The organism is Blastococcus sp. SYSU D01042 (assembly GCF_054050515.1).
Map to the genome: position 1 here is coordinate 684162 of NZ_JBJGZM010000001.1, position 12849 is coordinate 697010.

Annotated in this window: 11 protein-coding genes and 1 pseudogene; 4 read left to right on the plus strand and 8 right to left on the minus strand. The window is 73.5% G+C overall.

Translation table 11 applies throughout. From position 1 onward, the window contains the following. Positions 1-10 precede the first annotated feature (10 nt). Positions 11-1003, minus strand: a complete 993-nt coding sequence (locus tag ACI79H_RS03435) for an SGNH/GDSL hydrolase family protein (RefSeq protein WP_456552964.1) — start codon at positions 1001-1003, stop codon at positions 11-13. Between the two features lie 44 nt (positions 1004-1047). Here ACI79H_RS03435 and ACI79H_RS03440 point away from each other — a divergent pair, with 44 nt between their 5' ends. Then, positions 1048-1263 carry a hypothetical protein gene (locus ACI79H_RS03440; RefSeq protein WP_456552965.1) on the plus strand — a complete coding sequence of 72 codons (216 nt, stop codon included), beginning with the start codon at positions 1048-1050 and terminating at the stop codon, positions 1261-1263. 37 nt (positions 1264-1300) lie between these two features. Here ACI79H_RS03440 and nrfD read toward each other — a convergent pair whose 3' ends face one another. From nrfD to fdh, 3 genes and pseudogenes are all read right to left on the minus strand, one after another. Continuing rightward, on the minus strand, positions 1301-2362 hold the full coding sequence (nrfD, locus tag ACI79H_RS03445) for an NrfD/PsrC family molybdoenzyme membrane anchor subunit (RefSeq protein WP_456552966.1): 1062 nt from the start codon (positions 2360-2362) through the stop codon (positions 1301-1303). Next, positions 2359-3426: a 4Fe-4S dicluster domain-containing protein gene (locus ACI79H_RS03450; protein WP_456552967.1), complete on the minus strand. Its 1068-nt coding sequence runs from the start codon at positions 3424-3426 to the stop codon at positions 2359-2361. Before ACI79H_RS03450 ends, nrfD begins: the two co-directional genes overlap by 4 nt. Further along, positions 3423-6719 (minus strand): annotated as a pseudogene (fdh, locus tag ACI79H_RS03455) (formate dehydrogenase). The gene ACI79H_RS03450 and the pseudogene fdh overlap by 4 nt, the downstream one beginning before the upstream one ends. Before the next feature lie 202 nt (positions 6720-6921). Between fdh and ACI79H_RS03460 the strand changes: the two are divergent. Together ACI79H_RS03460 and ACI79H_RS03465 are read left to right on the plus strand one after the other, a co-directional pair. Beyond that, positions 6922-7743: an SGNH/GDSL hydrolase family protein gene (locus ACI79H_RS03460; RefSeq protein ID WP_456552968.1), complete on the plus strand. Its 822-nt coding sequence runs from the start codon at positions 6922-6924 to the stop codon at positions 7741-7743. 91 nt (positions 7744-7834) lie between these two features. Next, a complete protein-coding gene (locus ACI79H_RS03465; protein ID WP_456552969.1) occupies positions 7835-8248 on the plus strand; it encodes a VanZ family protein in 414 nt (137 codons plus the stop codon). Positions 8249-8312: 64 nt separating this feature from the next. Here the strand turns inward: ACI79H_RS03465 and ACI79H_RS03470 are convergent, their stop codons facing one another. The 4 genes from ACI79H_RS03470 to ACI79H_RS03485 all read right to left on the minus strand — a co-directional run bounded on the left by ACI79H_RS03470 (position 8313) and on the right by ACI79H_RS03485 (position 10766). After that, positions 8313-9038 carry a hypothetical protein gene (locus ACI79H_RS03470; RefSeq protein ID WP_456552970.1) on the minus strand — a complete coding sequence of 242 codons (726 nt, stop codon included), beginning with the start codon at positions 9036-9038 and terminating at the stop codon, positions 8313-8315. A 122-nt stretch (positions 9039-9160) separates the two neighbouring features. Then, entirely contained in the window at positions 9161-9283 is a 123-nt protein-coding gene (locus ACI79H_RS03475; RefSeq protein WP_456552971.1) for a hypothetical protein, read from the minus strand. Between the two features lie 186 nt (positions 9284-9469). Then, on the minus strand, positions 9470-10081 hold the full coding sequence (locus tag ACI79H_RS03480) for a hypothetical protein (RefSeq protein ID WP_456552972.1): 612 nt from the start codon (positions 10079-10081) through the stop codon (positions 9470-9472). 172 nt (positions 10082-10253) lie between these two features. Further along, positions 10254-10766, minus strand: a complete 513-nt coding sequence (locus tag ACI79H_RS03485; RefSeq protein ID WP_456552973.1) for an N-acetyltransferase family protein — start codon at positions 10764-10766, stop codon at positions 10254-10256. A 120-nt stretch (positions 10767-10886) separates the two neighbouring features. Here ACI79H_RS03485 and ACI79H_RS03490 point away from each other — a divergent pair, with 120 nt between their 5' ends. Further along, positions 10887-12773 carry a putative bifunctional diguanylate cyclase/phosphodiesterase gene (locus ACI79H_RS03490; RefSeq protein WP_456552974.1) on the plus strand — a complete coding sequence of 629 codons (1887 nt, stop codon included), beginning with the start codon at positions 10887-10889 and terminating at the stop codon, positions 12771-12773. Positions 12774-12849 lie beyond the last annotated feature (76 nt).

Genomic DNA, 12849 nt, shown 5'->3' on the forward strand with positions numbered 1-12849 from the left:
CTCCTGCCGCTCAGGCCGCGGGGTCGGCAGCGCGAGTGAGCGCTGCCCGAACGGCCGGCGCGATCCGGTCCGCCAGGTATGCATGGCCACGGTCGTTCGGGGAGATGCCGTCGGCGGCGATCAGGCCCGCTCCGTCGGCGAACCACCCGTCGGCCAGCGGGTCGATAAACGCGACGTCTGCTGCCTGTGCGGCCGCTCGGACGGCATCGCGCACAGCGAGGAGCGCCGCGGGCACCTCGGCGTCGTCCCACGCCGGCCCGATGACGACGAGCTCGGTCTGCGGCGAGCCGGCTTCGATGATGGAGATGACGTCCGCGGCGTTGGCCGCTACCGAGGCCACGTCCTCGTCGACGTCGTTCCGGCTGCCGAAGATCACCGTGACGGCTGCCTCCGGCACGGGGCCTGCCTCCACGAGCCCCCGGAAGTCCTGACCGGAGGATCCCACCGAGGCGTAGCCGGCCTGCGAGACGGCATGCAGTTGCAGCTGCACCTCCGCCCGTTCCGCGACCAGAGCAGGCCATCCGGCCACTCCGAGGCCGCCGGAGTCGTTGCCGGCGGCGTACCCGTCGCCGTAGACGGCGAGGACCGGGACGCCTGACCGCTCCGCCGCAGGACCCGGGGCTTCCACCGGCGCGTCGGGCGGAGTGCTGGGCGCCTCACGTGTGCTCGCCGCACCGGAGGCGTCCGATATCCGGGACTCGCCGTACGGGTCCGCCGGATCCGGGCTGAGCGTCAGACCCGCGATGACGGCGGCGTTCACGAGGACGAGGACGAAGAGCGCCACGACACCCCAGCGCGGCGGCCGGTCGAGTTCCCATCCGCGCATGCCGACGAGGGTAGTTGCGAGGCCGAGCCGGGGTGCAGGCTCGCTCAGGGAACGAGTCGGTTCCGTGACCGGGATGGGGCTGCCAAACAGAGTTGTCAGCGTGCTCGCCCGAACACTCAGCGTAGCGGCACGGCCTTCCTCAGCAGCTGTGATCGCTCGGCTGAGGGACCTCTTCATCAGCTGGGTTGCACCTGCTCATACGCAGGGTGAGCATCGATGTCGTGAAGACCCGCGAGCGCCGTGTCCTGGGCCCGGCCGACCACCCGTGCGTGCTGTGCGGGAAGACCGACGTCGTGGTCATCGAGTCCCGCAAGGTTCGCCACCTGCGTGACCGGTTGAACCCGTCGTGGGACCCCCACGTGCGCGTCACCGAAGCGTGCGGCACGTGTGGCGCGCGCTCGTTCGTGGTGCGCGACAACGTGGTCCAGGCTGTCTGACGCCTCGCCCGGGCGGCTGCGATGACCGCTGCCGACCTCAGCGGCTGACCGATCGCCCCTCGGTCGCGTCGCCGGGCTCGCCCGCGGCACGCGCGGCCAGGCGCTCCCGCTGCGGGACGACGACGTACTTCGGGTCCTTGGTGCTGGCGATGCCGGCCTCGAAGACGCCGAACCGGGTGAGCAGCGACCCGGCCGCGAGCAGCGCGCCGGATGCGACCGCGCCCCAGCGGCGCCGTCCGCCGACGACGGCCAGGCCCAGCCCGGCGGTGGTGCACGCCTTGGCCGCGCGCATGAACGCGCCCGGCCGGCCCTCGTGGAACGGCTCGGCGACGATGCTCTCGCTGCCCTCGATGCCGTGGATCGCGGCCAGCTCGATGCCCGCGCCGAGGATCGCCATCTTGCGCGCCGGCTCGGACTCCGCCGTCGGCGTGAACGCCATGCAGATGCCCCCGCCGGCGGCCATCGCCGAGCCGCCGAACACGAACGGGAGCCGGGTGTGGAACTCGTGCCACGACGGCACGGCCGTGTTGGCCAGCAGCACGCCGGTGTAGGTGGCCAGCGGCCCGCCGAAGACGGCCGACACCGCGCCGCCGAAGCGCTTGAGCCGCGGGAACCAGCCCAGCAGCTCGACCGCCGCCGTCGCCCCGGCCGCCGCGCTGAACGGCGCCAGGACGTAGGTGCCCACTGACAGCGGCGAGGTCACCTTGAGCACCCGCAGCATGTGCAGGAAGCGCTCGGGCCGGCCGAGGTCGTGGATGAGGAAGACCACCGAGAGGATCGAGCCGCCACCCGCGGTCAGCCGCGCGGTGCGGGTCAGCGCCGGCCGGTCGGTGACGTCGGCCAACGCACCCAGGATCGCCGAGGACCCGGCCGCGCCGCCGAGGAACAGGTAGAGCGGGACGTCGGGCGACTTCCACACCGGCGTCTTGACGATCTGCCGGCCGTAGTACGAGGTGAACTCGACGTCGTCGACCATCGCGACCTCGCCGCGCCCCCGGCCCCCGCCGCCCTTCCGGCGCCTCTTGCCCGTCCGCTGCGTCGCCGGGCCGGAGTCGGCCTGGCGCCAGCCGGCGCCCGGGCTGGTGATCCCGCCGGTCACCGGGGCCGCCGGGAACCGACAACCGCCGTGACGGCCACCCCGACCATCATCAGCGCCGCCTTGCCGGCCGCCTTCCACATGGCGGGCAGGTCGCGGGTCGTGACGATCGGGTCCGGCGGTAGGCCGTAGACCTCGGGCTCGTCGAGCAGCAGGAAGAACGCGCCGTCACCGCCGACGCCGTCGTTCTCGTCCCGGCCGTACAGCCGCGCCGTCTCCACGCCCTGCGCCTGCAGCGTCGCGAGCCGCGCGTCGGCGCGCTCCTGCAGCTCGTCGAGGTCGCCGAACTGGATCGACTGGGTGGGGCAGGCGGTCGCGCACGCCGGCATCAGCCCGTCGGTCAGCCGGTCGTAGCACATCGTGCACTTGAAGACCCGGCCGTCGTCCTTGCGCTGGTCGATGACGCCGTAGGGGCAGGCGGCGACGCAGTACCCGCAGCCGTTGCAGATGTCGCCCTGCACGACGACGGTGCCGAACTCGGTGCGGAACAGCGCGCCGGTCGGGCAGACGTCCAGGCACCCGGCGTGCGTGCAGTGCTTGCAGACGTCGGAGCTCATCAGCCACCGCACCTGCTTGTCCGCACCGCTCTGACCGGTCTGCGGGTCGAACTCGCTGAGCGCCTCGGCGTTGAGCACGCTGCTCTGCTGGGCGTTCGCGAGGCTGTCGGAGTCGCCCGAGGCGGCGACCGACGGGCCGTGGTCGTGCCGGTCGTCGCCCGGCCGGCCGAACGTCGGCATCGGCAGGTCGACCGCGCGGCTCTGCTCGATGAACGCCACGTGCCGCCAGGAGTTGGCGCCCAGCTGACCGGTGTTGTCGTAGGACATCCCGGACAGGCCCATCGCGTCCCGCACGCCGTGCGAGTCGTCCATCGGGAGGGTGTTCCACTCCTTGCAGGCGACCTCGCACGCCTTGCACCCGATGCACACCGAGGTGTCGGTGAAGAACCCGACGCGCTTCGGGTGCTCGGGCTCGTACCCGGCCTGCTCGGTCACGTCGGGCACCGGGCCGTAGAGCCGGTTGCCTGGGTCGCGCCCGGTGAACGCCGCGCTCGCGGAGCTGATGGTCACAGCGTCGAGCCCTCCCCCGCCTCGGCGTCGACCGGAGCGCGCCCGTTGACGCCCACCCGGCCTGACTCCACCCCGGCCCGGCGGCGGTAGCCCTCGACGAACTCCAGCAGCTCCGGTCCGCGCGGGCGGCGCCCGGGGACGATGTCCGCGGTGCTGACCTTGTCCTCCTGGATGTGCGTGTTGGGGTCCAGCGCGATGCCCAGCAGGTCGTTGGCGGAGTCGCCGGTCGACAGGCCGCTGTAGGACCAGTGGTACGGCATGCCGATCTGGTGCACGACCTGGCCGCCGCGCAGCCGGATCGGGCGCACCCGCTCGGTCACCAGCACCTTGGCCTCGATCGCCGTCCGGGCGCTGACCAGCGTGGCGTACTCGCCGTTGCGCAGCCCCCGCAGCTCGGCGAGCTCCGGGCTGACCTCGACGAAGAACTCCGGCTGCAGCTCCGACAGGTAGGGCAGCGTGCGGCTCATCCCGCCGGCCGTGTGGTGCTCGGTGAGCCGGTAGGTGGTCACCTGGAACGGGAAGACGGCGCTGCGCGAGGGGTTCTCCCGGTTCCACGGCCCCGGGATCCGCTCGACGGTCGGGTTCGCCTGCGTCTTGTACAGCGCGTTCTCGACCACCGACTCGACCGGTTCGTAGTGCGTCGGCAGCGGGCCGTCGACCACGCCGGACGGCGCGTACAGCCAGGCCTTGCCGTCGCCCTGCATGACGAACGGGTCGGTGCCGGCCAGCGCGTCCTGCGCCTTGGCGCCCTCCGGCGGCACGTAGTCCGGCCGCTTGGTCTTCTCGAAGTCGGGGACGTCGAGGCCGGTCCACTCGCCGGCGTCCTCGTCCCAGTAGACGTACTTCTTCCGCTCGCTCCACGGCTTGCCGTCGGGGTCGGCCGAGGCGCGGTTGTAGAGCATCCGGCGGTTGAGCGGCCACGCCCAGCCCCACTCGGAGGCGACCGGCCCCTGCTCCTTGCCCGGCTTGCGCCGGGCGGCCTGGTTGACCTCGTCGGCGTAGACGCCGGTGTAGATCCAGCAGCCGCCGGACGTCGAGCCGTCGTCCTTCATCTGCATGTAGGACGACAGCGCCCGGCCGTCGGGGCCCACGCCGTTGATCTCGCGCAGGACGGCGTCGGCGCTGGGGTCCTGGGTCTCGCCCTCGACCGGGTAGTCCCAGGTCAGGTCCAGCAGCGGGCGGTCCCGCGGGTCGGTGGAGTCCTTCAGCCGCTCGCGCAGGATCCGGCCGAGGTGGAAGTAGAACCACAGGTCGCTGCGGGCGTCGTTCGGCGGCTCGACCGCCTTGTGCCGCCACTGCAGCACCCGCTGGGTCTGGGTGAAGGTGCCTTCCTTCTCCACGTGCGTCGCCGCCGGCATGAAGAAGACCTCCGTGCCGATCGTCTCCGGCGCCAGCTCCCCGGTCTCGTGCTCCGGGCCCTCCTGCCAGAAGGTCGCCGACTCGATCATCTGCAGGTCGCGGACGACGAGCCAGTCCAGGTTGGCCAGGCCGAACCGGTTCATCCGGCCGTTCGGGTGGCCGACGCTGGGGTTCTCGCCGACGAGGAAGTAGCCCGAGACCTTCCCCTCGATCATGTCGGCGATCGTCCGGTAGGAGCTGTGGTCGCCGCTGATCCTCGGCAGGTAGTCGAAGGCGAAGTCGTTCTCCGGCGTCGCCGCGTCACCCCACCAGGCCTTGAGCAGGCTGACCATGTAGGCCCGCTTGTTGCCCCAGAACCCGGCCTTGCCGGCGGCGTCGGAGACGTACTCCTCGAGCGAGCCGTGCTGCGCGGCGTGCGGGTGCGGCAGGTAGCCCGGCAGCAGGTTGAACAGCGTGGGGATGTCGGTGGAGCCCTGGATGCTGGCGTGCCCGCGCAGCGCGAGGATCCCGCCGCCGGGGCGGCCGATGTTGCCCAGCAGCGTCTGCAGGATCGAGCAGGTGCGGATGTACTGCGCGCCCACGCTGTGCTGCGTCCAGCCCACCGAGTACACCCATGCCGTCGTCCGGTCGCGGTTGCTGTTGTCGGTGACCCACTTCGCGACCTGCTCGAACACCGCGGGCTCGATGCCGCAGACCTCGGCCACCATCTCCGGGGTGTAGCGGGCGTAGTGCCGCTTGAGGATCTGGAACACCGAGCGCGGGTGCTGCAGGGTCTCGTCGCGGTGCGGCTTGCTCGGGATCGGCGGCCCGCCGCTGCCGGCCGCCTGGGCGCGGTCGGACTTCTTGACGTCCGGGTCCTGCTCCTGGCGGTCCTGCTGCGCGGCCTCGGCCGGGTTGTCGGTCGCGGAGTCCTGCTCGCGCGGCTCGTACTGCCAGCTGGCCTCGTCGTAGGTGCGCGTCTCGGGGTCGAAGCCGGAGAACAGCCCGTCGGCGTCCTCGGCGTCGACGAAGTCGTCGCCCACGATCGCCGCGGCGTTGGTGTACGCGGCCACGTACTCCCGGAAGTACAGCTCGTTGCTGAGCACGTAGTTGATCAGGCCGCCGAGGAACGCGATGTCGGTGCCGATGCGCAGCGGCACGTGCAGGTCCGCGATGGCGCTGGTCCGGGTGAACCGCGGGTCGATGTGGATGATCTTGGCGCCGCGCGCCTTCGCCTCACCCACCCACTGGAAGCCGACCGGGTGGCACTCGGCCATGTTCGAACCCTCGATGACGATGCAGTCGGAGTTCGCGAGGTCTTCCAGGAAGTTCGTGGCACCGCCACGACCGAACGAGGCACCCAGACCGGGCACCGTCGCGGAGTGCTATATCCGGGCCTGGTTCTCGATCTGGATGGCACCCATGGCGCTGTACAGCTTCTTCATGAGGTAGTTCTCCTCGTTGTCGAGGGTCGCCCCTCCGAGGCTCGCTACTCCCATGGTGCGGTTGACGCGCTTGCCCTCGTGCTCGTCCTGCCAGCCCTTCCGCCGGGCCTCCAGGACGCGGTCGGCGATCATCTCCATCGCCGTGTCGAGGTCGAGGTCCTCCCACTCCGTCCCGTAGGGACGGCGGTACCGGACCGTGGTGACGCGGGTCGGGCTGGTGACCAGCTGCTTGCTCGCGCTGCCCTTGGGGCACAGCCGGCCCCGGCTGATCGGCGAGTCGGGGTCGCCCTCGATCTGGACGATCTTCTCGTCCTTCACGTACACGTTCTGACCACAGCCGACCGCGCAGAACGGGCAGACGCTCTTCACGACCTTGTCGGCGGTGGCCGTGCGCGACACCGTCGCCTCGGTCGCCTTGCTGCGGGCCGCGGCGCCGCGGCCGAACGGGTCCGCGCCGGTGAGCTGCCGGTACACCGGCCAGCTGTCGAGCCACGTCTTCACCCCGGTCATGCTGCCACCGCCGCCGGGATCCGGCACGACGACGGCCGCTCGGTCACCGGGACCCTCGAAGCGAGGACGGCGACCAGGCCGGTCAGCCAGCCGCCGCGATGAGACGTCGCCGACGAGCCGGCGGAGCACGCCGCCACCCTGCCGCACGAGGCGCGCGCTCGGGGCCCCGCTCGGGGCGGACCCGGCGGTACGGTCCCGCGGCATGGCGAGGGAGCCCGATCCGCGGGGGCCCGGCCGCGGCCTGCCCGTCCCCAGCCGGACCGAGGGCCTGATCCTGGCGGTCCTGCTGCTGGTGACGGCCGCCGTCGTCGGCTTCGCCGCGTGGCAGGCCGCGAGCCGCACACCGGGGCCCTCCGGTCCGTACGAGTACGTCCCCGCCTTCGCGCCCGGGTCGACGCAGGTGCCGGCACCGGCGGCGCCGAGCACCCCGCCGCCGGCACCGGTCCCGGCCGCGCAGCCCGTCCTGGCGTTCTACGGCGACTGGTACGTCTCGGGCACCGACGAGGGCGGGCGCGGGCCGGCGGGCTGGCCCGCGATCCTCAGCGCGCGGACCGGCGCCGTCGGCACCGAGCCGCACGCCGTTCCGGACGCCGGCTACGTCACGGCGTCCGCCGTCTCGGGCGACACCTTCGTCTCCCTCGCCGAGGAGCTGCCCGAACCGGACGCGGACGTGACGGTGGTCCTGGGTGGGCGCAACGACTACCGGGCGACGTCGTCGGAGATCACCGCCGCCGCGCTCCGGGCGTACGACGCCATCCGCGTCGCCGCTCCGCAGACCGAGCTGCTGGTCGTCGGCCCCGTCTGGGACGGCGCCACCGTGCCGCAGGAGCTGCTGGTCGTGCGCGACGCCCTGCGCCGGGCGACCACCGAGGCGGGCGTGACCTTCGTGGACCCGCTGGAGGAGCGCTGGTTCGCCGGCGGGGCGGGCCTGATCGCCGGCGACGGGATCAGCCCGACCGACCAGGGGCACCTCCAGCTCGCCGACCGGATCGAACCGGCCCTCCGGCAGCTGCTCGCGGGGTGACGGGCCGGCGTCGCGGTGCTGCGGAGCGAGCGGCCACCCGATCGGGCGGTCGTCCCCGTGGTGCGCGGCGACGGCCCGTACGTTGACGCCCATGAGCCGGGCGGCCGCGGGCATCACGCTGGGCTGCTACGTCCTCGCGCTCGCCGCGCTCACGCTCGGGGCGTCGCCCCAGCCGGCGCTGAGCTGGGTGACCGACGCCCTGAACCACGACCTCGGCCTGCAGGAGCTCACCCGCACCGACGTCGAGCGCAGCGCCAACGTCCTGCTCTTCGTGCCCGCCGGCCTGCTGCTGTGCTGTCTGCTGCCGCGGACCAGCCGCTGGCTGGTGTGGCTGCTCTGCGTCGCCGTGTCGGTCGGGGTCGAGGCGGTCCAGCTGATCCTGCCCGGGCGCGACGCCACGCCCGTCGACGTCGTCACCAACACGACCGGGGCCGCGCTCGGCGTGCTGCTGCACGCCGTGCTGCCCCGCCGTCACAAGCCCGGGCTCCCGCACCGGCGGCCGTAGAAGGACTCGCTGCCGGCTGTGGCGGCAGGGGCCCGTGGGCGACCACGGGCCCCTGCTGTCAGCGCTACTTCTTGCCGGAACCCTTGGCAGAGGCGAAGTGGCTCACGCACTCGCCCTGGTTGCGGAACTCGGGCTTGGTGCTGGTCGCCCACCCGCCGCGCTTGCACTCGTCCTTGCCCGCGAGGACGACGTGCTCACCGAAGACGTAGGTGTCACCGGCGAACGTGATGGCGTTCAGCACGCCGTCGCCCTTGACCCCGGAGCCCAGGGAGAAGCCGAAGGCGGTGACGTCCGCGGCCGGGAAGGCAGCCCGCCACTGGTCGAGCGTGCCGTGCCACTGGCTGCCCGAGCCACCGCCGTCGACGGGGGCGCTCGCCTTGACGAACGGCTGCGCGGCGTTGTTGAGCCACCAGTCCTTGCCGTACACGCCGGGCTCGCCGATGAGGATGCCGTCCGCGTCGCCGTCGCCGTCGAAGTCGACGACCAGCTGGAAGCCCGGCACACCACCGGCCGTGCTCGTGTAGTCGAGAGCCGGCTCGCCGGCCTCGGCCAGCGGCGTGTCCGTGGCGACGTACTCGGCAACCTTGTCGGAGCTCGTGCTGCCCTCGGTCCAGAGGCGCAGGCCGGTGCCCTGGAGCTCGTAGTGCCCCGTCGCACGGGTGTCGGACAGCGCCGGGACGAAGTCGTCGGGCACGAAGATCGTCTCCGTGGAGGCGGCCTGCGCGGGCCCTCCCACCAGGAGTCCCATGCCGAGCGCGACCCCGCTCACGATGCCGATACGTCGCTTCACGTGCCATCCCTCCGTCGTCGCGCACGGACCCCGTCGCCGGCGCAGATCACGGGGACCGTAGCGGCGCCTCCGCCGTCGCCGGGCGAGCCGCACCGCTGCTGGGGCGCGTGGGGAGGACGAGGTCAGACGAGGACGTCGCCCTCGAGGTCCAGCCCGAGAGCCGCGGCGGCGCCGGCGGCGACGAGCCAGAAGCCGATGCTCAGGTAGCGCCGCACGCCCTCGGCCGGCTGGTGCACGTGCTGCATGGCGTCCCCCTTCGTCGCAGAGGCCGAAGCTACGGCTCCCGGCAGGTGGACGCCCGACGACTGGGACGGGTGTGACGGACGGGGCGCACCGCACCCGAGCCGTCACAGAGCACAGTTCCCACCGGGGCACCCCGTGGTCACCCCGGTGGGAACTGCAGGTCGGACGGGGGTCGCCCCCCGGGTGCGTCAGCGCGCGGCGCCGTCCCGCTGCACGGCGTCGAAGACGAACGCGAAGGTGCTGCGCTGGTCCTGCATCGCGTCGCCGCCGGTGGTCGGGAAGGCAACGGTGACCAGCAGGTGGTCGGTGGTGCCGGCCGCGAGGCTGCGGGCCCCGGTCAGCGCCGTCTCGTTCACGATCGGCCCCTCGTACAGCGGCACCGACCCGCCGGCGCAGGAGTAGCTGCCCCACGACCCCGTCCAGGGCGTGGCGCACGAGTCGAGCTCCAGCTGCAGGCCGTGGACCGGCTCGGTGTCGAGCTTGCTGGACGCGGTCGCGTAGGACTTGAGCACCAGCGAGCCCAGGTCGACGTCGCCGCTGTTGCGCAGGTCCAGCGGCACCGCGATGGCGTCGCCGGGCAGCATGTTCGGCAGCGGGACGGCGAACGGCGGCGGCGCCGAGCCGTCGGTGAAGGAGACGTCGACGGAGAGGACGCCGGTGTCCGCGCCGGCGTCCACCGCCTCGGTGCTGCCGGTGAAGCCACCGAAGGTGCCCAGCCCGGCGACGGCTGCGGCCGCGCCGACGACGGCGACGGAGCCGGCGATCCTCACGGCGCCGGCGATGCGGGTCTTCGTGCTCATGCTCGGGTCCTCCAGGCTGCGGGAGCGGCTGGTCCGCTCCGTGCTCGCCTCCGACCCTGACCGGCCTCCCGCACGGCCGGCTCGACGGTTCCGCAAGGGATCCGCAAGATGCGGCCCCCCCGCTTTTCCGCGGAAGAGCGGGCTGCTTCTCCGCGGAAGAGCGGGACAGGGGTCAGGTGAGGTCGGCCTGGAGGAGCAGGGTGTCCAGCCACCGCCCGTGCTTCATCCCCACCGCGCGCAGCCGGCCGGCCTCCGCGAAACCGAGCGCCTCGTGCAGCCGCAGGGACGACGGGTCGCCGCTGTCGGTGACCACCGCGACCACCTGGCGCACCCCCGCCGCCCGCGCCGCCTCCAGCAGCGCGCCGAGCAGCGCCCGCCCCGTGCCGCGGCCGGTGCGCCCGGGCGCGAGGTAGATGGTGTCCTCGACGGTCTGCCGGTAGGCCGGCTTGATCCGCCAGGGCGCCACGTACGCGTACCCGGCGACACCCTCGTCGTCCTCGGCGACCAGGAACGGCCAGCCGGCGGCGGCGAGGTCGGCGAGCTTCGCCGTCCACCACGCAGCGTCGGGCGCCTCGAGGTCGAAGGTCGCCACGCTGTGCTCCACGTAGTGCGCGTAGATGCGGGCCAGCGCCGCGGCGTCCTCCGCCGTCGCCGGGCGGATCCGGGGTGCCACCGTCGCGTCCACGGCGGTCGACCCTAGGCCGGTGACGCCGCTCACCGCGGGCCCGCCGGCCGCTCCCCCCGAAGGGGTGAGGACCGGTCGGCGGCGCTACGGGGCTGCGCTGCACGGGCCGACAACCAGCGTGTGACCACCACGACCGGCCCGGGGCCGTCCCCGGCCGCCTCCCCGGTCGCGCCGCCCGGTGGGCGCGCCGCGGTCGTCGTGGTCGGGCTCGTGCTCGCCGTCGGCGTCCTGCTGTTCCTGCAGGCCTCGCCCGGCGTGCTGGTCGCCACCGCCGGCTCCCTGGTCGTGCTCGCCGTCCAGCTGCGGCTGTGGCACCGCCAGCACCGGCTCGCCGCCGCCCTGCAGCGCAGCCAGAACTCGCTGCGCACGCTGGTGCGCAGCAGCGTCGACCCGGTCGTCATCCTCGACGACCACCTGCGCGTCACCTTCGCCTCCGAGGCCGCCGGCGACCTGCTCGGCCTCGACGCCGCCGCCCCCGCGGGCGTGCTGGTCACCGACACCGTCCACCGCGACGACCGCGCCGCCCTGCTCGGCGCCCTGCTCGGCGGCAGCACCGAGCCCGCCGTCCGCACCGCCCGCATCCGGCGGGACGACGGCGGCTGGCGGCTGGTCCAGATCACCGTCCGCGACCTGCGCGGCGACCCCGACGTCGGTGCGCTGGTGCTGCACTGCCGAGACGTGAGCCCGAGCGCCCCTGCCCCCGGCGCCGACTCCGAGCTCCTCGAGCTCGCGCTCACCGACCCGGTCACCGGCCTGCCCAACCGCACCGCGCTGATCCGGCGCCTGGGCGAGCTGCAGCGCGGACCGCGCAACCGCAGCTTCGCCATGGCCCAGATCGGCATCAGCGGCTGGGGCCCCGACGTCCTCTCCCCCAGCGAGGAGGCGACGGTGCTGCGCGCGCTCACCTCGCGCCTCAGCCGCGGGCTGCGGACCGAGGACTGGCTGGCCCGCGGCACCGACGGCGACTTCGTCGTCCTCGTGCAGGGCACCGTGGCCGACGCCGAGGTGGTCGCAGCGAGGCTCATCGGCACCGTCGGCCGGCTGGCCACCCCGACCGGCACCGTGCCGCTCACCGCCGCGGCCGGCGTCAGCTCGCTGACCCCCGACATCGACCCCGGCGAAACCCTGCGGCACGCCGACCTCGCCCTGCGCAGCGCCCGCCGCGCCGGCGACGGCTGCGTGCACCGCTACGACGACGCCCTGCGCGCCGAGCAGGACCGGCGCAGCGTGCTGCGCACCGACCTCGACGGCGCCCTCGAGCGCGGCGAGCTGCGGCTGGTCTTCCAGCCCGTGGTGGACGCCGTCCTGCAGCGCACCGTCACCGTCGAGGCGCTGCTGCGCTGGCGGCACCCCGTCCTCGGCGACGTCTCCCCCGTGGAGTTCGTGCCGCTGGCCGAGGAGTCCCCGCTCATCACCGGCATCGGCCGCTGGGTGCTGCTCGAGGCCTGCCGCACCGTGGCCGCCCTCGACGACGGCGACCTGTCCGTCGCCGTCAACGTCTCGGCCCGCCAGGTGCGCAGCGGCGACCTGGTGCCCGACGTCCTCGCCGCCCTGGAGGACAGCGGCCTGCAGCCCTCGCGGCTGATCGTCGAGCTCACCGAGTCGGTGCTGCTGGACGACGCGCACGTGGTCGAGGACCTCGGCGTGCTGCGCCGGATCGGCGTCCGCATCGCCGTCGACGACTTCGGCACCGGCTGGTCCTCGCTGGCCTACCTGGTCGGCATGCCCGTCGACGTCCTGAAGATGGACCAGTTCTTCCTGGCCGACGTCGAGCACGACCCGGCCCGCCGCGCGATGTGCCGGGCGGTGCTGCAGCTGGGCGCGAGCCTGGACCTGCCGGTGATCGTCGAGGGCGTCACCACGCCGGTGACGCTGGCGATCCTCCGCGACATGGGGCACCGCTACCTGCAGGGCTTCCTGCTCTCCCGGCCGCTGGAGGCCGAGCACCTGGCCGACGGCGCGCCGAGGGCCGCCGACGCGCTGCGCGCCGCCACCCTCCCGGCCTGACCGACCGCTCCTCCGGGAGCACCCGGGTCCTGCGTCAGGGATCTCCCCCGTTCGGGGCCGCGTCGCTGGGTTCCGT

Coding starts and splice junctions, on each gene's coding strand:
- ACI79H_RS03435 (WP_456552964.1), bottom strand. CDS start 1,003: ATGAAGAGGTCCCTCAGCCGAGCGATCACAGCTGCTGAGGAAGGCCGT.
- ACI79H_RS03460 (WP_456552968.1), top strand. CDS start 6,922: ATGGCGAGGGAGCCCGATCCGCGGGGGCCCGGCCGCGGCCTGCCCGTC.
- ACI79H_RS03465 (WP_456552969.1), top strand. CDS start 7,835: ATGAGCCGGGCGGCCGCGGGCATCACGCTGGGCTGCTACGTCCTCGCG.
- ACI79H_RS03475 (WP_456552971.1), bottom strand. CDS start 9,283: ATGCAGCACGTGCACCAGCCGGCCGAGGGCGTGCGGCGCTACCTGAGC.
- ACI79H_RS03480 (WP_456552972.1), bottom strand. CDS start 10,081: ATGAGCACGAAGACCCGCATCGCCGGCGCCGTGAGGATCGCCGGCTCC.